The organism is Thiosulfativibrio zosterae, from assembly GCF_011398155.1.
Classification (GTDB): Bacteria; Pseudomonadota; Gammaproteobacteria; order Thiomicrospirales; family Thiomicrospiraceae; genus Thiosulfativibrio; species Thiosulfativibrio zosterae.
Genome location: NZ_AP021888.1, coordinates 1870247 through 1891284, shown reverse-complemented (window position 1 = coordinate 1891284; position 21038 = coordinate 1870247). Strand labels below are relative to the sequence as shown.

The 21038-nt window shown below is 44.6% G+C and carries 21 protein-coding genes; 18 read left to right on the top strand and 3 right to left on the bottom strand.

Going from position 1 to position 21038, the window contains the following annotated elements; translation table 11 throughout:
* Positions 1-176: 176 nt before the first annotated feature.
* Positions 177-1295 carry a ferrochelatase gene (gene hemH, locus THMIRH_RS08740; RefSeq protein ID WP_173291725.1) on the bottom strand — a complete coding sequence of 373 codons (1119 nt, stop codon included), beginning with the start codon at positions 1293-1295 and terminating at the stop codon, positions 177-179.
* A 52-nt stretch (positions 1296-1347) separates the two neighbouring features.
* On the bottom strand, positions 1348-1989 hold the full coding sequence (gene queE / locus THMIRH_RS08735) for a 7-carboxy-7-deazaguanine synthase (RefSeq protein ID WP_173291724.1): 642 nt from the start codon (positions 1987-1989) through the stop codon (positions 1348-1350).
* Positions 1990-2103: 114 nt separating this feature from the next.
* Here queE and leuC point away from each other — a divergent pair, with 114 nt between their 5' ends.
* The 15 genes from leuC (at position 2104) to THMIRH_RS08660 (ending at position 17004) form a co-directional block, all read left to right on the top strand.
* Entirely contained in the window at positions 2104-3528 is a 1425-nt protein-coding gene (leuC, locus tag THMIRH_RS08730) for a 3-isopropylmalate dehydratase large subunit (RefSeq protein ID WP_173291723.1), read from the top strand.
* 1 nt (position 3529) lies between these two features.
* Positions 3530-4171, top strand: coding sequence for a 3-isopropylmalate dehydratase small subunit (gene leuD / locus THMIRH_RS08725; protein ID WP_173291722.1), 642 nt, complete (start codon positions 3530-3532; stop codon positions 4169-4171).
* A gap of 30 nt (positions 4172-4201) precedes the next feature.
* Positions 4202-5275 carry a 3-isopropylmalate dehydrogenase gene (gene leuB, locus THMIRH_RS08720; RefSeq protein WP_173291721.1) on the top strand — a complete coding sequence of 358 codons (1074 nt, stop codon included), beginning with the start codon at positions 4202-4204 and terminating at the stop codon, positions 5273-5275.
* 51 nt (positions 5276-5326) lie between these two features.
* Positions 5327-6289 (top strand): M23 family metallopeptidase, encoded by a 963-nt coding sequence (locus THMIRH_RS08715; RefSeq protein ID WP_173291720.1) that lies wholly within the window; start codon positions 5327-5329, stop codon positions 6287-6289.
* On the top strand, positions 6199-6684 hold the full coding sequence (locus THMIRH_RS08710) for a bactofilin family protein (protein WP_173291719.1): 486 nt from the start codon (positions 6199-6201) through the stop codon (positions 6682-6684). The genes THMIRH_RS08715 and THMIRH_RS08710 overlap by 91 nt, the downstream gene beginning before the upstream one ends.
* Before the next feature lie 68 nt (positions 6685-6752).
* Positions 6753-7775 carry an aspartate-semialdehyde dehydrogenase gene (locus THMIRH_RS08705; RefSeq protein WP_173291718.1) on the top strand — a complete coding sequence of 341 codons (1023 nt, stop codon included), beginning with the start codon at positions 6753-6755 and terminating at the stop codon, positions 7773-7775.
* A 12-nt stretch (positions 7776-7787) separates the two neighbouring features.
* Entirely contained in the window at positions 7788-8579 is a 792-nt protein-coding gene (gene truA, locus THMIRH_RS08700; protein ID WP_173291717.1) for a tRNA pseudouridine(38-40) synthase TruA, read from the top strand.
* 30 nt (positions 8580-8609) lie between these two features.
* Positions 8610-9233 carry a phosphoribosylanthranilate isomerase gene (locus tag THMIRH_RS08695; RefSeq protein ID WP_173291716.1) on the top strand — a complete coding sequence of 208 codons (624 nt, stop codon included), beginning with the start codon at positions 8610-8612 and terminating at the stop codon, positions 9231-9233.
* Between the two features lie 4 nt (positions 9234-9237).
* Positions 9238-10443: a tryptophan synthase subunit beta gene (trpB, locus tag THMIRH_RS08690; RefSeq protein WP_173291715.1), complete on the top strand. Its 1206-nt coding sequence runs from the start codon at positions 9238-9240 to the stop codon at positions 10441-10443.
* Between the two features lie 16 nt (positions 10444-10459).
* On the top strand, positions 10460-11281 hold the full coding sequence (gene trpA, locus THMIRH_RS08685; protein ID WP_173291714.1) for a tryptophan synthase subunit alpha: 822 nt from the start codon (positions 10460-10462) through the stop codon (positions 11279-11281).
* Positions 11282-11369: 88 nt separating this feature from the next.
* Positions 11370-12224 (top strand): acetyl-CoA carboxylase, carboxyltransferase subunit beta, encoded by an 855-nt coding sequence (gene accD, locus THMIRH_RS08680; protein WP_173291713.1) that lies wholly within the window; start codon positions 11370-11372, stop codon positions 12222-12224.
* Between the two features lie 28 nt (positions 12225-12252).
* Entirely contained in the window at positions 12253-13533 is a 1281-nt protein-coding gene (gene folC / locus THMIRH_RS08675) for a bifunctional tetrahydrofolate synthase/dihydrofolate synthase (RefSeq protein ID WP_173291712.1), read from the top strand.
* Positions 13530-14180 carry an SPOR domain-containing protein gene (locus THMIRH_RS08670; RefSeq protein WP_173291711.1) on the top strand — a complete coding sequence of 217 codons (651 nt, stop codon included), beginning with the start codon at positions 13530-13532 and terminating at the stop codon, positions 14178-14180. The genes folC and THMIRH_RS08670 overlap by 4 nt, the downstream gene beginning before the upstream one ends.
* Before the next feature lie 123 nt (positions 14181-14303).
* Complete coding sequence (gene purF, locus THMIRH_RS08665) at positions 14304-15827, top strand: amidophosphoribosyltransferase (protein WP_173291710.1); 1524 nt, start codon at positions 14304-14306, stop codon at positions 15825-15827.
* Positions 15805-17004, top strand: coding sequence for an O-succinylhomoserine sulfhydrylase (locus tag THMIRH_RS08660; protein WP_243831425.1), 1200 nt, complete (start codon positions 15805-15807; stop codon positions 17002-17004). Before purF ends, THMIRH_RS08660 begins: the two co-directional genes overlap by 23 nt.
* A 67-nt stretch (positions 17005-17071) precedes the next feature.
* Here THMIRH_RS08660 and yhbY read toward each other — a convergent pair whose 3' ends face one another.
* Positions 17072-17377 (bottom strand): ribosome assembly RNA-binding protein YhbY, encoded by a 306-nt coding sequence (gene yhbY / locus THMIRH_RS08655; RefSeq protein WP_173291708.1) that lies wholly within the window; start codon positions 17375-17377, stop codon positions 17072-17074.
* Positions 17378-17431: 54 nt separating this feature from the next.
* Between yhbY and rlmE the strand changes: the two genes are divergently transcribed.
* From rlmE to folP, 3 genes are all read left to right on the top strand, one after another.
* Positions 17432-18049, top strand: coding sequence for a 23S rRNA (uridine(2552)-2'-O)-methyltransferase RlmE (gene rlmE, locus THMIRH_RS08650; protein ID WP_173291707.1), 618 nt, complete (start codon positions 17432-17434; stop codon positions 18047-18049).
* Between the two features lie 132 nt (positions 18050-18181).
* Positions 18182-20146: an ATP-dependent zinc metalloprotease FtsH gene (ftsH, locus tag THMIRH_RS08645; protein ID WP_173291706.1), complete on the top strand. Its 1965-nt coding sequence runs from the start codon at positions 18182-18184 to the stop codon at positions 20144-20146.
* 60 nt (positions 20147-20206) lie between these two features.
* Positions 20207-21022, top strand: a complete 816-nt coding sequence (folP, locus tag THMIRH_RS08640) for a dihydropteroate synthase (protein ID WP_243831424.1) — start codon at positions 20207-20209, stop codon at positions 21020-21022.
* Positions 21023-21038: the final 16 nt, after the last annotated feature.

Genomic DNA, 21038 nt, shown 5'->3' with positions numbered 1-21038 from the left:
AATCTTCGTTGAATTTAAAATTTTAATTGGTTGCCTCTGTTGATTGGGGTGTTTGGGGAGCGTACAATTTTTTCGAAGAAAATAAGCTGCAAAACTTAACCAGGTTTTACGCCCTTTAGGGTGCTGGTCAAATTTAGCGGCTTTTTGGCGTTTATGGATGGGTTTGAAGATGCCTTTTAGAAAGGACAACCCATTGCTTTGGCGTTGGCGTTCACTGTTTTGCGTTCTGCGATATCGGCTTCGCTATTAAATCCGTCGCGTTCGTACCAACCTTGGGTATGTTGCAATACCAAGTCGGCTAGGGCTTGGGTGTGGTCTTCACGGTCGTTTAGACATTTAATGTAGCCAAATTGCTCTCCGCCGGCATGCATAAAATACTCGTGGTTTTCTTCACTAATTTCTTCAATGGTTTCAAGGCAGTCTGCTGAAAATCCTGGGCAGATGACTTGAATGTTTTTAATGCCTTGCCCGGGTAGGGCTTTCATGGTTTCATCGGTGTAAGGTTGCAACCAAGGTTCGCGACCAAAGCGCGATTGAAAAGTGACTTTGTATTCGTCGGGTTTTAATCCCAGCTCTTGCGCCACTAAACGCGAGGTGACATGGCATTCGCAGTGATAAGGGTCACCATTGTCTAAATAGCGTTTGGGCACGCCATGATATGACATGACCAATAATTGTGGCTTGCCATGTTCTGCTTGGTATTCGCGAATGGAGTTGGCCAGCGCTTTGATGTATCCAGTGTTGCGGTGATATTTGTTGATAAAACGCAATTCAGGAATCCAACGCCAAGTTTGCAACTCGGCGGTAACGGCGTCAAAAGTAGAGGCGGTGGTGGCGGCAGCATATTGTGGGTAAAGGGGTAAAACCAAAATGCGCTCACAGCCTTTTTCTTGCAGTTTTTTTAGGCCTGAGGCGATGGATGGATTGCCATAACGCATGGCGGCTTCAAATTCCACGCGACCTTGAAAGTGCGGACGCACTTTTTCGGCAATGGCGGCTACCTGGCGTTGCAAAATATTGAGTAAAGGTGCGCCATCACCTTCGGAGTTCCACACTGACGCATAGGCTTCGGCTGATTTGGCTGGACGCACATTTAAGATAATGCCATTCAAAATCAACCACCACACCCAGCGCGCTGGTGGCGGTTCTACCACACGAGGGTCGCTGAGAAATTCTTTTAAATAAGGACGCAGCGCTTGTTTAGTGCAGTCGTCTGGGGTGCCTAGATTGGTGATTAAAATGCCGGTTGCCGCTTCTTGTCCGTGTTGGAAGTTTTCTATGCCTTGGTATTTCATGCGAAGTTCCTGTGAATGTTATGTTGGCTTGATTGTATAGGTTTTGTATAAATTAGTCTACACCCAAAATCTTATGGGTTTGCAAACTTAAGCGCCACTTGGGGTGCTTTAGACAATAGGCTAAGCAGGCTTTTAGGTTGGCATGTTGTGTTTTAGGCTCGCCTGTGTCGAGCGGTTGAAGATAAAAAAAACTAAAATCGAGATCACTAAAGTCACTGGGTTGATTCTCTAGTTGCGGATAGACCAACTTCAGTTCGTGGCCTTGTGTCAAAATAACTTGCGCATTGGCTTTGGGACTAACACAAATCCAGTCAATGCCCTTGGGAGGGCGTTTAGTACCGTTAGTTTCGATGGCAATTTCAAACTGAGCCGCATGAAGGGCGTCCACCAAGGTTTGGTCAACCTGCAAAAGCGGTTCTCCACCGGTCAGCACCACAAAGGGAGCAACGGACGCATCTGGCCAGAAGTTAAGCAAGTGCTGTACTAGGTCATTTGCACTGGCAAAGCTGCCGCCATTTTGGCCATCAGTGCCAATAAAGTCTGTATCACAGAATTTACAAACGGCATCGTCACGGTCTTCCTCACGACCTGTCCAAAGATTACAGTTGCTCAGACGACAAAAAATGGCAGGGCGCCCGGCATGAAAGCCTTCACCTTGTACCGAATAAAACACTTCTTTAACACGATAACCCATAGACCGGCCTTTACACGATTAATGACAACGCCCCATGAATTTTCAGTATTCATGGTCATTAAATTGTTATAATTCTGCGTTATTCAAAATTTTAAACTGGATGGAATTATAGCAATGTCAGCCAAGACTCTTTACGATAAATTGTGGGACAGTCATGTGGTGCGTCAGGAAGAAGACGGTACTGCGTTGATTTATGTGGATAAACAATTGTTACATGAAGTGACTTCACCGCAAGCCTTTGAAGGGTTAAGACTGGCTGGCCGTAAGCCGTGGCGCACCGATGCCAACTTGGCAACGCCTGATCATAATGTGCCAACCACCGCCTTTAATTCGGTCGATGACATCGTTGACCCTGTGTCGCGTATTCAAGTGCAAACTCTCAATATGAATGCCAAAGAATTTGGTATCACTGAGTTTGGAATTGGCGATATTCGCCAAGGTATTGTGCATGTGGTTGGCCCAGAAGAGGGTGCAACCTTGCCGGGTATGACTTTGGTGTGTGGTGATTCTCACACCGCCACGCACGGTGCTTTAGGTGCTTTAGCCCACGGTATTGGAACATCCGAAGTTGAGCATGTTTTGGCAACTCAATGTCTTATCCAGAAAAAAATGAAAAATATGCTGATTCAAGTGGATGGCAAATTGCGTCCAGGCGTGACGCCTAAAGATGTCATTTTGGCGATTATCGGCAAAATCGGCACCGCTGGCGGCAATGGCCATGCGATTGAGTTTGGTGGCCAAGTTTTCCGTGATATGTCGATTGAAGGCCGTATGACGGTTTGTAATATGGCGATTGAAGCTGGTGCGCGTGTTGGCTTGGTGGCGGTCGATGAAAAAACCGTTGAATATGTTCAAGGTCGTTTATTTGCCCCGAAAGGTGACGAATGGGATGCCGCCGTAACCGCTTGGATGGATTTAAAATCGGATGCAGATGCGGTTTTTGATAAGGTTGTCACCTTAGATGGCTCGGCGATTGAGCCACAAGTGTCTTGGGGGACCTCACCGGAAATGGTCACAGATGTGAATGGCAAAGTGCCTAATCCGGCCAATGAAAAAGACCCGGTTAAAGCCGAGGGTATCAAACGCGCTCTAGCCTACATGGGGCTAAAGGCGGATATGCCCATTCAAGATATTCCAGTAGATTATGTGTTTATTGGTTCTTGCACCAACTCGCGTATTGAAGATTTTAGAGCGGCTGCACAAGTCTTAAAAGGTCGTAAAGTGGCTTCAACTGTGGAGCAAGCCTTGGCGGTGCCTGGGTCAGGCCTGGTTAAAAAACAGGCGGAAGAAGAAGGTTTAGATAAGATTTTTATCGAAGCTGGGTTTGAATGGCGCAATCCAGGCTGCTCCATGTGTTTGGCGATGAATGCTGACCGTTTACCCAATGGTAAGCATTGCGCATCGACATCCAACCGTAACTTTGAAGGGCGTCAAGGCGCAGGTGGGCGTACACATTTGGTTAGCCCAGAAATGGCCGCCGCGGCCGCAGTTGCCGGTCACTTTGTGGATGTGCGTCCAATGTTGGAAATGGGAGCTTAAGATGGAAAAGTTTTTAAAATTAACCGCCATCGTGGCACCGATGGATCGTGCCAATGTTGATACCGATGCCATTATTCCCAAGCAGTTTTTAAAATCAATTAAACGCTCTGGCTTTGGCCCCAATCTATTTGACGAATGGCGCTATGAAGATGTTGGTCAACCAGATGCTGATAACTCTAAGCGCCCTTTGCGCAAAGAGTTTGTGTTGAATCAACCACGCTATCAAGGTGCTAAGATTCTATTGGCGCGCGAAAACTTTGGTTGTGGTTCCAGTCGTGAACACGCCCCTTGGGCTTTAAAAGATTATGGTTTTGATTGTGTGATTGCGCCAAGCTATGCTGACATCTTTTTTAACAACTGTTTTAAAAATGGGATTTTACCGATCGTTTTGGATGAAGCGGTTGTAGATGGCCTTTTTCAAGAAGTTTTTGCCCAAGAAGGCTATGAGCTAACCATCGATTTAGAGGCTAAGCAAGTAGTCAAACCGGATGGTGAAACGCTTGCATTTGAGGTGGATGAGTTTAGACGCCACTGTCTGTTAAACGGTTTGGATGATATCGGTTTGACACTGGTGCACGAAGCCGAAATAAGAGCTTTCGAAGCTGCCTATAAAGCCAAAAACCCTTGGCTATTTGCAAAATAATTTTAATTAAAAAGTTTAGAGAAAACGACAATGACAAAACAAGTTCTTATTCTGCCAGGTGATGGCATCGGTCCTGAAATTACGGCTGAAGCAGTAAAAGTTTTAGAAGCCTTAAAAAAATCAGATGGTTTAGATATTGCCATGACCGAAGATTTGGTGGGCGGAGCAGCTTATGATGTACACGGTGTACCCTTAGCGGACGAAACCATGGCTAAAGCCCATGCAGCAGATGCCGTTTTATTGGGCGCGGTGGGTGGATATAAGTGGGAATCGTTGGATATTTCAGTGCGCCCTGAAAAAGGCTTGTTGCGTTTGCGAAAAGAAATGGGCTTGTTTGCCAACTTGCGTCCAGCTTATTTGTTTCCACAATTAGCGGATGCCTCAACCTTAAAACCAGAAGTGGTTGCGGGTTTGGATATTTTGATTGTGCGTGAGTTAACCGGTGGTATTTACTTTGGTCAGCCTCGTGGGATTCGCGTTTTAGAAAATGGTGAGCGCCAAGGTTATAACACCTATGTCTATTCAGAGTCAGAAATCAAGCGTATTGCGCATGTGGCTTTCCAAGCCGCAATGAAACGCGACAAAAAATTAACCTCAGTTGACAAGGCTAATGTTTTAGAAGTAACAGAGCTTTGGCGCGAAGTGGTCAATGAAGTGGCCAAAGATTACCCTGAAGTCACGGTTAACCATATGTATGTGGACAATGCGGCGATGCAGTTAGTCTTACGCCCTAAACAGTTTGATGTCATGGTCACCGGCAATATGTTTGGGGATATTTTGTCAGATGAAGCCTCTATGTTGACTGGCTCAATTGGTATGTTGGCATCGGCCTCTTTAGATGCCAATAACAAAGGCATGTACGAGCCAAGTCATGGCTCAGCGCCAGACATCGCGGGGCAAAACATTGCTAACCCATTGGCGACCATTTTATCGGCAGCCATGATGTTGCGTTACAGCTTAGGCCGTGAAGATTTGGCCATTAAAATTGAAAATGCGGTTGGTAAAGTCTTGGATCAAGGGTTGCGTACCGGTGATATTTGGCAAGCCGGCTGCACTAAGGTAACCACTTCTGCAATGGGCGATGCGGTGGTTGCAGCGCTATAAAATTTAATCTACCGGGCGCCTGCCAGTGCTGACAGCAAAACGGAGTAAACCATGAAAAACCACTTTACGATTACCATCACGGATGTGCATGGCGCCAAAAGTTTTTCATTTAATCAATTTATTCGTAAGTTTGTTTGGTATTTGGCTTTGCTTTTGTTGTTGGTGCTGTTTTCAGGCAGCGCCGTGATTTGGTGGTTAACCGAGCAAGCGCAAGCGGTTGAGTTAAAAAGTGTTCAGGTAGAACTGAAGCACAGAGAAGCCTTAACGCAAAAACAATTGCAATATATGGCACTAGATGACGCTAAGCGTCAATTAGAGCAAGAGCTGGATGATAAGTCTAAAGAGATACAATTTTTAGACCAGACACTTCAAGGTCTTGAGGAGCTGGTTGGGGTGCAAACCACTGAAAATCAGCCAGTGCAAGATCGGGTGGCCATTGCCCAACTGACCTCCTTAGAAAAAAAGATTATGTTGTCTGAATTGCCTAATGGTCGTCCCGTAGAAGATTATCAAGGCGTTTCAAGTGGATATGGATGGCGAACGCATCCGGTCACGGGCAAGAAAGATTTCCACCGCGCCATTGATTATCGTGGCAAGGTTGGGGATGTGGTAATCGCGACCGCAGATGCGGTGGTTGAATATGCGGGTTTTCATAAAACCAGTGGTTATGGCAATTTGATTATTTTAGACCATGTGTATGGTTTTAAAACGCTCTACGGACACATGAGTGAAGTGACTGTTAAGGCCGGTGATGTGGTGACTAAGGGGCAGCCAATCGGTTTAATTGGCTCAACCGGTGTGTCATCTGGACCACACTTGCATTATGAAGTTTCATTTATTCAAAGAAAGCTTAATCCGGCTGACTTTGTCAATTGGGATTTAAAAAACTACAGTCCAATATTTAACAAAGTAAAGGAAGTTCCATGGGGATCTTTAACTCAAAAAGTGCAAGAACGCGTCAAGAGGGTGGAAAAACAATTATCGCTCAGGGATGTCGAATCAGCGGTGAATTAGCAGACCTTAAAGGCACTTTACATGTCGATGGTTTTATTGAAGGCACGGTTTCAACAGAGTTTGATATTTCCGTTGGTGAAACCGGCGTTGTTAATGGCCTCATCAAAGCCGAAAACATTGTGGTCAGTGGTATCTTAGAAGGTAAGGTCACCTGTAAGTCGATAGATATTCTCAGTACCGGCAAAGTCATGGGAGAAGTCATCTGTGGTGCTTTGATGATTGAAGCAGGTGGTAAATTCATTGGTGAGAGCCGTGAATTAACCGATGGTGCCATGATTGTAAGCCTTGCCGAAGCCGAAAGACTGTCTGATAGCCGAGTGGCAAAATTGGTTGATGCAAACATCGATGAAGCCCCTGAAGACTTCCAGAATAAAAAAGCCAGTGGCTCAAAATAACAGACTCGTTTGAGTCGAATAGAATTTAAAGTTTAACGTGTGAAAACACACATTTAGAAGGTTAAGAAATGTCGAAGTTATATGATATTGCGGTGGTGGGTGCAACAGGTGCTGTTGGCGAAACAATGTTGAAGGTGTTAGAGGAAAGAAATTTTCCGGTTGGAAATCTTTATCCTTTAGCGAGTAGCCGTTCAGCAGGTAAAAAAGTTGAATTTGCAGGAAAATGGATTGAAGTCTTGGACTTAGATACTTTTGATTTTTCCAAAGTGCAAATTGGATTATTTTCGCCAGGTGCCAGCGTTTCGGCGATTTATGCGCCAAAAGCCGCTGCAGCTGGCTGTGTGGTTATTGATAATACTTCACAGTTCCGTTATGACGATGATATTCCATTGGTCGTCCCAGAGGTCAATCCTCAAGCGATTGCCGATTACAAAAATCGTGGCATTATCGCCAATCCAAACTGTTCAACTATTCAAATGTTAGTGGCTCTAAAGCCGATCTATGATGCGGTGGGTATTAAGCGTATCAATGTGGCGACTTACCAAGCAGTTTCTGGAACGGGCAAAGAAGCCATTGAAGAGTTAGCATCTCAAACGGCAAATCTTTTAAATATGAAGCCTATCGAAACCAAAGTTTACCCTAAGCAAATCGCTTTTAACTGTATTCCACAAATTGATGTCTTTATGGAAAACGGTTACACCAAAGAAGAAATGAAAATGGTATGGGAAACCAAAAAAATCATGGGTGATGACTCAATTTTGGTTAACCCAACTGCGGTGCGTGTACCGGTATTTTTTGGTCATAGCGAAGCGGTGCATGTTGAAACCGAACGCAAAATTACCGCTGCCGAAGTGAAGGCTTTGATGGAAAAAGCAGAAGGGATTGTTTTAATTGATAAGCAGGTTGACGGCGGATACCCTACTGCGGTTTCTGATGCTGCTGATACTAACCCTGTTTATGTCGGGCGTATTCGTGAAGACATTTCGACTGCCAATGGTATTAATCTTTGGGTGGTTGCGGACAATGTTCGTAAAGGTGCTGCTACCAATACGGTGCAAATAGCAGAAGTTTTAATTCGCGATTATTTGTAACAAGGACCACACTTGCAACGCATTGTTTTAGGGATTGAATATCAGGGAACTGCTTATTGCGGTTACCAGCTTCAAGAGCATTGCGAGACGGTGCAAAAACATTTGCAAACTGCGTTAAGCGCGATTGCCAATGAACCCATTTCGATTCATTGTGCCGGTAGAACAGATACTGGTGTGCATGCGATTGGTCAGGTGGTGCATTTTGATACCCAAGCCATTCGACCCGAGCGCGCCTGGGTGCAAGGTGTCAATACCCATTTGCCTGGTGATATTCGAGTGGTTTGGATGAAACTTTTGGATGTGCAAAGTGATTTTCATGCCAGATTTTCAGCCATTGCTCGGCAGTATCGTTATGTCATTTTCAATCGCAAAGTTCATTCTGCGGTTTTGTATCAACGAGTGACTTGGGAAATGCATCCTCTAAATGCAGATGCTATGCACAAGGCGGCACAAGCGTTAATTGGTGAGCATGATTTTTCGTCTTTTCGCGCGTCAAGTTGTCAGTCCAGTCATGCTCGTAGAGAAGTTCAGGCGATCACGGTGAGCCGTCATGATGATTTTGTGTTTGTCGATATTCAAGCCAATGCGTTTTTACACCACATGGTGCGCAATATTGTCGGTTCGTTGTTGCAGGTGGGGCGCGGTGAAAAGTCTGACGGTTATATGAAGACCTTGCTTGATTTACAAGATCGCACGCAAGCCGGCATAACAGCGCCAGCTGAGGGTTTGTATTTTGTGAATGCGTTGTATCCAGCGCAATGGAATTTGCCAACCAACGATTTAACGGCTTTGCTTTGGGCTTAAGCGCCAGGCTAGGGATTAAAAAGGAATAGAATGAGTCGCACACGCGTCAAAATTTGTGGAATCACTTGTCTTGAGGATGCTATGGCTGTGGCGCATGCGGGTGCGGATGCTATCGGTTTTGTGTTTTATGAAAAAAGCCCTAGGAATGTCAAAATTGACCAGGCCTGGTCAATTTTAGGCCAAATCCCAGCTTTTTTGACCTCTGTGGCTTTGTTTGTAGACGCTGATGCCGAGTTTGTGCAGCAGGTGATTGATCAAACCCAAATAGACCTGTTGCAGTTCCACGGCGATGAAACGCCTGAGTATTGCGAGCAGTTTAATCGTCCGTATATTAAGGCAATCCGTATGCAGGCCCAAACCGACTTGGTGGCTTTGGCAAAAACCTATGCGTCTGCCAGAGCCTTGTTGTTGGATACCTATGTGAAAGGCGTGCCTGGTGGAACAGGCGAGTCTTTTAATTGGGATTGGTTAGCCCATTTGCCCAGTGATTTTAATAAGCCGATTATTTTGGCGGGTGGTCTGACCCCAGACAATGTTCAACAAGCCATAGCGCAGGTGAGCCCTTTTGCGGTGGATGTGAGTGGCGGGGTTGAAGCCGCACCTGGAAAGAAATCTTTACAAAAAATACAACAATTTATAAATGGAACTTTTTAAGCTTATGAGCATCGATTATTCGCAATTTCCCGATAAGAACGGACATTTTGGCATTCACGGTGGTATTTTTGCACCCGAAACTTTAATGGCAGCTTTGGAAGATCTCAATGTGCAGTATGAGTCGATGAAAGACAATGCTGAATTTTTGAATGAAATGACTGCCGATTTTCAAGATTATGTGGGTCGTCCAAGTCCTTTGTATTACGCCAAGCGTTGGTCAGATGCGTTGGGTGGTGCCAAAATTTATTTAAAGCGTGAAGACCTCAATCATACCGGTGCTCATAAAATTAACAACACCATTGGGCAAGCCTTGCTGGCTAAGCGCCTCGGTAAAACCCGCATTATTGCCGAAACGGGTGCGGGTCAACATGGTGTTGCTTCTGCCACCGTTGCGGCGCGTTTAGGCTTGGAGTGTGTGGTTTATATGGGTGCGGATGATGTGGTTCGTCAAGCCCCTAATGTCATGCGCATGAAAATGCTAGGTGCAACCGTTGTGCCAGTCACCTCGGGTACTCGCACGCTTAAAGATGCGTTAAACGAAGCCATGCGTGACTGGGTTACCAATGTGGATGATACTTTCTACATTATCGGCACCGTAGCGGGCCCTCATCCTTACCCTGCGATGGTGCGTGACTTTCAAGCGATTATTGGGCGTGAAGCGCGTCAACAAATCTTAGAAAAAGAAGGCAAATTGCCCGATGCTTTAATCGCCTGTGTGGGCGGTGGTTCTAATGCGATTGGTTTATTCTATGATTTCTTACCTGACGAAGGTGTGGCCATTTATGGCGTTGAAGCCGGTGGACTGGGTCTTGAAACAGGGCAGCATGCCGCGCCTTTGTGCAAAGGTAAGCCTGGCGTTTTACACGGCAATCGTACTTATTTAATGCAGGATATTAACGGTCAGATTTTAGGAACCCATTCCATTTCAGCAGGTTTAGATTATCCTGGTGTAGGTCCTGAGCATTCTTGGTTAAAGGATATTGGTCGTGCTAACTATGTGGCGATTAATGATGATGAAGCTTTGCAAGGTTTCCGCGATTTAACGCGTTATGAAGGCATTATCCCAGCTTTGGAAACCAGTCATGCCTTGGCCTATGCCACCAAGCTGGCACCAACCATGCGTAAAGATCAAACCATTATTGTGAATTTGTCAGGGCGTGGCGATAAGGATATGAACACCATCGCTAAAATTGAAGGCTACGAGATTTAACGGAAATAAAACGACTATGAGCAAACTACAAAAAACCCTCGCTGCCCTTAAAGCACAAAACAAAACAGCTTTAATTCCTTACATTACCGCAGGTGATCCTCATCCAGACATGACGGTTAAGCTGATGCATTTATTGGTGTCAGAGGGCGCAGACATCATTGAGTTGGGTGTGCCGTTTTCAGATCCTATGGCGGATGGCCCAGTAATTCAAAAAGCCGTTGAGCGTGCTTTGGCGCACAATGTCAGCTTAGATGACGTTTTAAATTATGTGCGTGAATTTCGTATTACCGATCATCACACGCCGATTGTACTCATGGGATATTTAAATCCGATTGAAGCCAAAGGGTTTGAAACCTTTGCTCAAGAAGCACAAGCTGCGGGTGCCGATGGCGTTTTAACAGTCGATATGCCACCCGAAGAAACTATGGGTTATTTAGAGTCGGTATCGAATCATGGTTTGGATAGAGTATTTTTGGTTTCACCAACCACGCCCGATGGTCGTTTAGCAGCCGTCAACGAAAAAGGGTCTGGGTTTGTTTATTACGTTTCTTTAAAAGGCGTGACCGGCTCAAAAGCTTTGGATGTTAAAGATGTTGAAAGCCATGTGGCACATTTAAAGTCAAAAACTAATTTACCAGTAGGCATAGGGTTTGGGATTTCAAGCGGTGAAATTGCTTATGAAATGGCCAAAATTGGTGATGCCATTATTGTGGGGTCTGCTTTAGTTCGCCTAGTAGAAGACCAGCCAGGTGCCAGTTATGAAACCTTAGCGAATTTAATCAGCCACAAAATGAAAGAGTTTCGTTCGGCACTGGATAAAGCAGACGCTGAAGCATAATTTGGTTTCTGGCGCATTACGCAGTAGAATGCGCGCATTAGATTTCGCAGAGGCACTATTGTGCTAAGCTTCTTGAATGGAGAACAATATGAACTGGTTTGAAAAAATTTTACCGAGTATTAAACAAGTGACTGAGCGCAAAAAGTCTGTGCCTGAAGGTCTATGGACTAAATGTCCAAAGTGCGAAAGTACACTTTATCGTTCTGAAGTGGCGCGTAATCAAGAAGTCTGTCCAAAATGTGATCATCATATGCGTTTGGGTGGCCGTCAACGTTTGTGGAATTTCTTGGATGACAAAACTGCCGTTGAAATCGGTGCAGAAGTGTCACCCGTTGATCGTTTAAAATTTAAAGACATCAAAGCCTACAAGGCGCGTTTGGCGCAAGCGCAAAAAGTTACCGGCGAAAAAGATTCATTCATTACCATGACAGGTAAAATTCAAGGATTAGAAGTCGTCACCGGTGCTTTTGAGTTTAATTTTATGGGCGGTTCGATGGGCTCGGTGATGGGCGAGAAATTTGTGCGTGCGGTCAACGAAGCGATAGCCAGACAATGCCCATTAATTGTGTTTTCGGCCAGTGGTGGCGCGCGTATGCAAGAGGCTTTGTTTTCGTTGATGCAAATGGCTAAAACTTCCGCAGCTTTAGGTAAATTGCGTGCCGAAGGTTTGCCATTTATCTCTGTTTTAACAGATCCGACCATGGGTGGCGTATCGGCGAGTTTTGCGATGCTAGGTGATATTAATGTCGCCGAACCGAAAGCCTTAATTGGATTTGCCGGTCCGCGTGTTATTGAGCAAACGGTGCGCGAGAAATTACCAGAAGGCTTTCAACGCAGTGAGTTTTTGTTAGAGCATGGTGCGATTGATATGATTGTGCATCGCCATCAGCTTAGCAGTGAATTAGCCGCCCTTTGCAAAATGTTGTTAAAACGCAGTGCCTAAGGCTTGCGTTTTAGTGATTTAAAATTTTATGGAAAAGCCCACACGACATTCAAGCCTAACCCATTGGTTAGATTGGTTGCTCAGCTTACACGCTCAAGAAATTGATCTTGGTCTAACGCGTGTGCGCGAAGTGGGTCAGCGTTTAAGGTTATTACAGCCTAAAGCTAAAGTCATTACCGTTGCCGGTACCAATGGCAAGGGTTCAAGTGTTGCATTTTTGCAATCTATCTATCAAGCCGCTGGCTATGGTGTCGGCGCTTACACTTCTCCCCATATTTTACGCTTTAATGAACGCATTCAAATCAATGGCGCTCCTGTAGCGGATTCAGCGATTGTTGAGGCTTTTGCCGAGATAGAAGCGGCTCGTGGCACCACCAAGCTCACTTATTTTGAATTCGCCACCTTGGCGGGCTTATGGGTTTTTGCACAGCAACCCTTAGATGTGATTGTTTTGGAAGTCGGCTTAGGCGGTCGTTTAGATGCGGTAAATATTGTGGATGCCGATATTGCACTGGTCACTGCGATTGATGTGGATCATATTGATTGGTTGGGCAGTGATAAAAATCAAATTGCCTTAGAAAAAGCGGGCATTATGCGTGCTGGTAAGCCAGCGATTTGTTCTGACCCCACTGTCCCACAAACCCTGATTGATTTTGCCAATCAATTACCGACTTCTTTAAGTTTATTGGGTAGAGATTTTGGGTTCGAAAAAATGCCTAAAAATGACCAGGCCTGGTTGTTTTTAGCCCAAAATTCCCCCACTTTAACGCTCGATAATCCCAGTTTGTCAGGAGAGTTTCAATTTCAAAATGCCGCTGGCGTTGTGGCAGTGGTGCAAACTTTGCAAGCGGTTTTGCCAGTTACGCCCGCTCAAATTTCACAAGGATTGGCGCAAGCCAAGCACCCAGGTCGTTTGCAATGGTTGACGATTGAGGGGCAAGAATGGTTAATCGATGTTGCTCATAATCCCCAGTCGTCAGCCGTTTTGGGACAATATTTAGCGAGTCAAACATTGCATTTTGACAGCGTTATTTTCTCAGCACTGAGTGACAAGGATATGTTGCCAATGGTAAAAGCCATTCAACCTTTTGCTTCGCAGTGGTTGATTGCAGATTTAAAAGTGCCTAGAGCAACCAGCCTAGAGAACCTGCAAAAACTACTGAAAACCGCAGGGGTGACTGAACAAGCAGTGCGTGGTTTTGAGTCGATCGCGCAAGCGGTAAAAGCAGCACGGCTTAAATCTTCTAGAGTATTGGTTTGGGGGTCGTTTATTACGGTTGCGCAAGCCTTAGCGGTTTTAGAACAATGAGCCAGGCTGAAGACGATTCTGTACAAGACGCCATTGTCAGTCGCAATCGTTTAATCGGTTCAGTGGTTTGGCTGTTGCTGTTGGTGGTTGTGGTACCTATCTGGTATAACGATCCGGTCGATTTTCATCCCTCAAATACTCTGAATGCCTCACAACCGGCTACGCCAGTTGTCAGTCATGCGTTTGTTTTACCGCAAGATGCGGTTGTGCCAAAAACACCGGTTCAAACCACTTCACCCAAGTCAAAAGAAGAGCCTGCAAAGCTTGTTGAAGCTGATTTGGCCAAGCAATCGGCTGAAAAATCTGCCAAACCTAAGGCTGACGACAAAAAGAGTGACGCTCAAGCAACTGAGTCAACTCAGGCCAAAGAACAGCAGGGTGTTATTAAAACTCAAGCCAAGAAACAGCAATCTATTTGGATTTTGCGCCTTGTTGCCTATAAAAACAAAGAGATGGCCGAAGAAATGCGATCGCGTTTAAGTTATGACTATGAGGCATTTATCAAGTATTTTCCAAAAACTGACTATTATTCAGTCCGGATTGGACCTTATTTGGATGAAGCTCAGGCTAAGAAAGATCAAAATGAGTTGAATCGACTCTTACGCGTGAAGTCAGAATTGGTTAAAATTACACCTTCCTCGTTGTAAGATGCGTGTGATTGGTAAGTGGCTGGTATGGATATTTTCCCTATCAATGAGTTAACTTTTTTCAACAAATCGCTGCCCTTGGCAAGGTCTGTTGAATAAAGTTCTAGGAACTGGAGAGTTAAAATGTGCGGTATTGTTGGGGTCGTTGCAAATACACCTGTCAATCAAGAGATATATGATGCGCTAACGGTGCTTCAGCATCGTGGTCAAGATGCAGCGGGTATCGTTACCTGTGAAAAAGGCCGTCTCTATCAAAGAAAAGATAATGGCATGGTTAAAGATGTTTTCAGAACTCGACATATGCGCGATTTACATGGCGTGGTCGGGATTGGGCATGTCCGTTATCCCACTGCGGGCTCTAGTTCTAGTGCAGAAGCGCAGCCTTTCTATGTAAACTCTCCTTATGGAATAGTCATGGGGCACAATGGTAACTTAACCAATGCCGAGCAACTGACTAAAGAAATTTACGAACAAGATTTACGCCATCTAAATACCAATTCTGATTCAGAAGTCCTGTTGAATGTGTTTGCTCATGAACTTATGAAGCAGAAAAAATTATTCATTGATGCGGAAGATATTTTTAACGCCGTGCGCGGTGTTCATAAACGCGCAAAAGGTGGGTATGCTGCTGTGGGAATTATCCCCAGTATTGGTGTTTTTGCTTTCCGTGATCCGTTTGCTTTGCGTCCGATTGTGGTGGGCAAACGCGTCACTGAAATGGGTGTTGATTATATGGTGGCTTCAGAGTCGGTGGCTTTGGATGCGGCAGGTTATCAGTTAATGCGTGACCTAGACCCTGGTGAAGCGGTGGTGATTGCCAATGAAGGATTGATTCAATTTGAACAATGTGCGGCAAAACCACAATTAACGCCTTGTATATTTGAATATGTTTATTTTGCTCGTCCGGATTCCATGATTGATGGTGTTTCAGTTTACAAATCTCGTCTAAGAATGGGCGAGAAGCTGGCTTATCGAATCATGAAAGAATTTCCAGATAATGACATAGATGTGGTTATGCCCATTCCCGACACCAGCCGCACTTCTGCCTTAGAGTTGGCCACTATTCTCAATAAACCTTACCGCGAAGGTTTTATTAAAAATCGTTATATTGGCCGAACTTTTATTATGCCTGGGCAAACCCTGCGTAAAAAATCTGTGCGTCAAAAGTTAAATCCTGTGCCCTTAGAGTTTGAGGGTAAAAATGTATTATTGGTAGATGATTCTATTGTGCGCGGAACCACCTCGGGTGAAATCGTGCAAATGGCCAGAGATGCGGGTGCTAAGAAAGTGTATTTTGCTTCTGCCGCGCCTGCGGTTCGTTTTCCTTATGTTTATGGTATTGATATGCCTTCTGCCTCGGAGTTGGTGGCGAATGGACGAGATACCGCACAAATAGCAGAGTTTATTGGGGCAGATCGTTTGTTCTACCAAGATTTAGATGATTTGGTTGATGCCGTTGGTTTTGGCAACAAAGCCATTAAAGAGTTTGATACCAGTTGTTTCAGTGGTTGTTACATTACGGGCGACATTACACCTGAATATTTAGCATCGATTGATTCTTCTCGAAATGATCATGCTCAAGCCAAAAAGCAACAAGTTGCTCAAGAATCCGTTGGTATTCATAATGGCGATTCAGATGAAGACTGAGGCGTTTGAGTTAGAAACGCTCGCCATTCGCGCTGGATACACGCAAACGGCCGAGCTAGAAAATAGCGAGGCTATTTTTCCAACATCGAGCTTTAGATTTGCCTCAGCTCAGCAGGCGGCCGATCGTTTCAGCGGCGCTGAAAAGGGCAATGTTTACTCTCGTTTTACCAATCCAACCGTCCGAGCGTTTGAAAATCGTTTAGCCGCGATGGAAGGTGGAGAGTCTTGTGTTGCAACGGCTTCTGGCATGTCGGCTATTTTGAGTACCTTTATGGGGCACTTAAAAGCTGGTGACCATATTGTTTCTTCGCAAAGTATTTTCGGCACGACTAAAGTTTTGTTTACCAAGTATTTGGCAAAATTTGGGGTTGAAACAACCTTTGTCGCTTTAACTGACTTGCAAGCATGGGAAGCAGCCGTTCGTCCCAATACCAAAGCGTTTTTTTGTGAAACACCTTCTAATCCCTTAACGGAAATTGCAGATTTATCTGCTTTGTCTAAATTGGCTAAGGGCAAGAGTGTTTTATTGGTGGTTGATAATTGTTTTTGTACACCTGTACTACAAAAGCCCTTAGCCTTAGGTGCCGATTTGGTAATTCATTCAGCAACTAAGTTTTTAGATGGTCAGGGGCGTGGTATTGGTGGTGCAGTGGTTGGCTCTAGTGAATTGGTTGAAGAGCCAATCCGTGGGTTTATGCGCACCGCTGGCCCTACTATGAGTCCATTTAATGCTTGGATGTTTTTAAAAGGCTTGGAAACTTTGCCCGTTAGAATGGAAGCACACTGCCATAGAGCCCTAGCTTTGGCAGAGTGGTTAGAGCAGCATCCGGCAGTTGAGCAAGTTTTTTATCCCGGATTGCCTTCGCATCCCCAGTTTGAGTTAATGAAGAAACAGCAAACCGCTGCGGGTGGCCTGGTCAGTTTTCGAGTAAAAGGTGGGCGTGAAGCAGCCTGGAAAGTGGTGGATGCGACTCAGATGTTGTCGATTACCGCTAACTTGGGTGATGTAAAAACCAGTATTACCCATCCGGCAACCACAACGCACAGTCGAATTTCACCAGACGAAAGAGAGCGTTCGGGAATCACCGAAAATTTATTGCGTATTTCTGTCGGATTAGAATCTTTTGTGGATATTCAGGCAGATATTCAGCGTGGATTAGATTTAATCAGCCAATAATCTTGGTGTAAAAAGAAAAAGCGCCTTGCCGGCGCTTTTTTTGTAAACCAACTACAAAACGATTAAGTTATTTAGGCAGTTGGATTTCAGTTTGTTTTTTGGCTCTGAAGATGACACAAGTTTTGCCGATGCTTTGAACCAATTGCGATTGTGTTTGAGCAACGATATGTTCGATGATTTCTTTACGGTCATCTTTTTCGCCAATGGCAATTTTAATTTTTAAAAGCTCATGATGCTCAAGCGAAGATTCTAATTCTTCCATTAAGCTTTCAGTCACCCCTTTACTCCCAATGATAATAATAGGGTTTAAACCGTGGGCGATACCGCGCAAAAATTTAACTTGGGACGGGGTAAGGTTTTTTTGATTCGACATTGAAATTCCAAAGTAAGTCGTTATAAAAATAATATTCTATAGGAAAATCTCATTATGGCGAGAAGTAAATCGAGTGCTGGGTGGCTAAAAGAGCATTTTGATGACTATTATGTCAACAAAGCCAAGCAAGAGGGTTGGCGTTCTCGAGCCATTTATAAATTACAAGAAATAGACGAGAAAGACCATTTATTTAAACCAGGGATGGTGGTCATAGATTTGGGCGCTGCGCCAGGCGGTTGGTCGCAATGGACCAGTCACAAGGTGGGTAGCAAAGGCGAGGTGTTCGCACTGGATATTTTGCCGGTTGAACCTTTTGCGGGTGTGACCTTTATTCAAGGCGATTTTCAAGAAGATGAGGTGTTTCAAAACTTAATTGACAGCTTGGGTGGCCGTGAAGTGGATTTGGTGATGTCGGACATGGCGCCCAATATGAGCGGTAATCCGGGCGTGGATATCCCCAGAGCGATGTACTTGGTGGAGTTGTCAGTCGATTTGGCAGATCAAGTATTGAAAACAGGTGGAGATTTACTGATGAAAGTTTTTCAAGGTGAAGGGTATGATGCTTTGCTGAAAGATTTAAAGCAGAAGTATCAAACGGTCATTACCCGCAAGCCTAAAGCTTCGCGTCCTCGCAGTAAAGAGATTTATGTGTTGGCAAGGCGTAAACTGTAGAGTCAACCCTTGAGGCCAGTTCATAATATATTCAGCATTGTATTAGTAAACTCTAATGAACTATAAGTAAAATTTATCTTAAATTATGGTAAAGTTTCAATTTATTGAAATTGAATTTTTGAAAGGAATTCTATGAAAAATGATATGTTGAAAAACATTTTGATTTGGACTGTGGTCGCAACAGTGATGATGTCCATTTTTAATCATTTCAGTGGCCAACAATTATCGTCACGCTCTCAGTTAGCTTATTCGGACTTTATTGATCAAGTTCGTCAAGGTGGCGTGAGTCAAGTGTCAATTGAAGGTTCAACCATTCGTGGTGCCTACACGAACGGTCAAGCATTCACCACTTACAATCCAGGTGACCCAGGTTTGATGGGTGATCTACTGGATAATAAAGTCGTCGTTAATGCTCAGCCTCCTGAGCAGCAAAGTGTTTTGATGCAGATTTTCATTTCATGGTTCCCAATGTTGTTATTGATTGGAATATGGATATTCTTTATGCGCTCCATGGGCGGCGGCCTGGGTGGAAAGGGCGGCCCAATGTCGTTTGGTAAGTCAAAAGCCAAAATGCTGACGGATGATCAAGTTAAAGTCACCTTGGATGATGTTGCTGGTGCTGATGAAGCCAAAGAAGAAGTGGGTGAAATTGTTGATTTCTTAAAAGACCCCGAAAAATATCAAAACCTAGGCGGAAATATTCCGCGTGGCGTTTTGATGGTGGGACCACCAGGAACTGGTAAGACACTTTTGGCAAAAGCCATTGCGGGTGAAGCGAAAGTGCCCTTCTTCAGTATTTCAGGTTCAGACTTTGTAGAAATGTTTGTTGGGGTTGGGGCTTCTCGTGTTCGTGACATGTTTGAACAGGCTAAAGCCCATGCGCCTTGCATCATCTTTATCGATGAAATCGATGCCGTAGGTCGTAGTCGTGGTGCTGGCATGGGCGGTGGTAATGATGAGCGTGAACAAACGCTAAACCAAATGTTGGTTGAGATGGATGGTTTTGAAGGAAATGAAGGGGTTATCGTTATCGCAGCGACTAACCGTGCAGACGTTTTAGACCCTGCCTTACTGCGCCCTGGTCGTTTCGATCGTCAAGTCACTGTTGGTTTACCCGATGTGCGTGGTCGCGAGCAGATTTTAAAAGTACATATGCGAAAAGTACCTTTAGATCCTGGTGTCAAACCCGCTATGATTGCTCGAGGAACCCCAGGGTTTTCGGGTGCTGACTTGGCTAACCTAGTTAACGAAGCGGCGTTATTTGCAGCCAGAAATAACGATAAGATAGTGACTCAGGCTCACTTTGAAAAAGCGAAAGACAAAATCCTCATGGGTGTCGAGCGTAAATCGATGGTCATGAGCGAAGAAGAGAAAAAGTTAACGGCCTATCATGAAGCTGGGCACGCCATTATCGGTTTCTTAGTGCCAGAGCATGATCCCGTTTATAAAGTCAGTATTATGCCGCGTGGTAGAGCCTTGGGTGTCACCATGTATTTGCCCTTAGAAGATTCTTATTCGTATTCTAAGCGTAAGCTAGAAAGCCAGCTCTCAAGTTTGTATGGCGGTCGTATTGCAGAAGAAATGATTTTTGGTGCAGAAGCCGTAACCACCGGTGCCAGCAACGACATTATGCGTGCAACTCACATTGCTCGTAATATGGTGACCAAGTGGGGCTTGTCTGAGTCTTTAGGTCCATTGATGTACGAAGAAGATGACAATGGTTCAATTATGGGGTCATCTCGTAACGCCAATGTATCTGGTGAAATTTCTAAAGAAATTGACTTAGAAATTCGTAAGTTTATTGATCGTAACTACCAGCGCTCACAAAAGCTCCTGGAAGATAATATTGATATCTTGCATGCAATGGCAGACGCTTTGATGACCTATGAAACGATTGATGCAGATCAGGTCAAGAACTTAATGAACAGACAGCCACCCGGTGAACCTAAAGAATGGCATGAAATGAATCGTGAAGATCATTCTGATAAGAATGATAGCGGCAGTGTTGCTGCTCAAGATGAGAAAGCAACTCAAACTGAAGTCGAATCTCCTAAAACGGTGGATATTGACGGCGCGACAGATGTTAAATTAAGCTAAACCTTTTAGCGTTAGCAATTTAGCCCCAGCAATGGGGCTTTTTTATGGATGAAATTCAAGATGCATAATAACAAGCAAGCTTTACCTTTGGTAATGGGAATCCTGAATGTCACGCCAGATTCCTTTTCGGATGGTGGTAAAACTGTCGATCGAGACTCGGTGATTAGAGCAGCAGAAATGATGGCAAAATCAGGTGCTGATTTGATTGATATAGGTGGAGAATCAACCAGGCCTGGTGCCAATATTGTTTCAGTAGACGAAGAATTAGCGCGGGTTTTACCGGCGATGGATTGGATTAGAGAAGCTTGTGATTTACCGATTTCTATCGACACCTACAAAACAGAAGTGATGCGTGAAGTGCTTTCTAAGGGTGTTTGGATGATTAATGATGTCAATGCTTTGCAAGCTCCAGGAGCGCTAGAGTTATTGGCTCAGCATGATGTTAAAGTTTGTTTAATGCATAAGCAGGGCACGCCACAGACCATGCAGGCAAGCCCCTCTTATGAAAATGTGGTTGAAGAGGTGATGAGTTTTCTGAAGAATCGACTGGAAAAATGTCAGGAATCAGGGCTTCAACTCAGTAACATTTGTGTAGATCCTGGATTTGGCTTTGGTAAAACATTACAACATAATGTAGAATTATTCGGCTCTTTAGAAGTTTTTCAGCAGTTAAATTGCCCTGTCTTGGTCGGGGTTTCACGAAAGTCTATGATTGGCGCGCTCCAAAAGATGGATCTCAATGAATCAAGGTTAGCGGGTTCGCTTGCGGCAGCCATAGTTGCCATGCAAAAAGGCGCTCAGATTCTAAGGGTGCATGATGTGCCAGAAACCTTGCAAGCTCTAAGAGTAGCTTCGGCGTTGGGTTTGCATAATTAACAGAAATTAGGGTGTT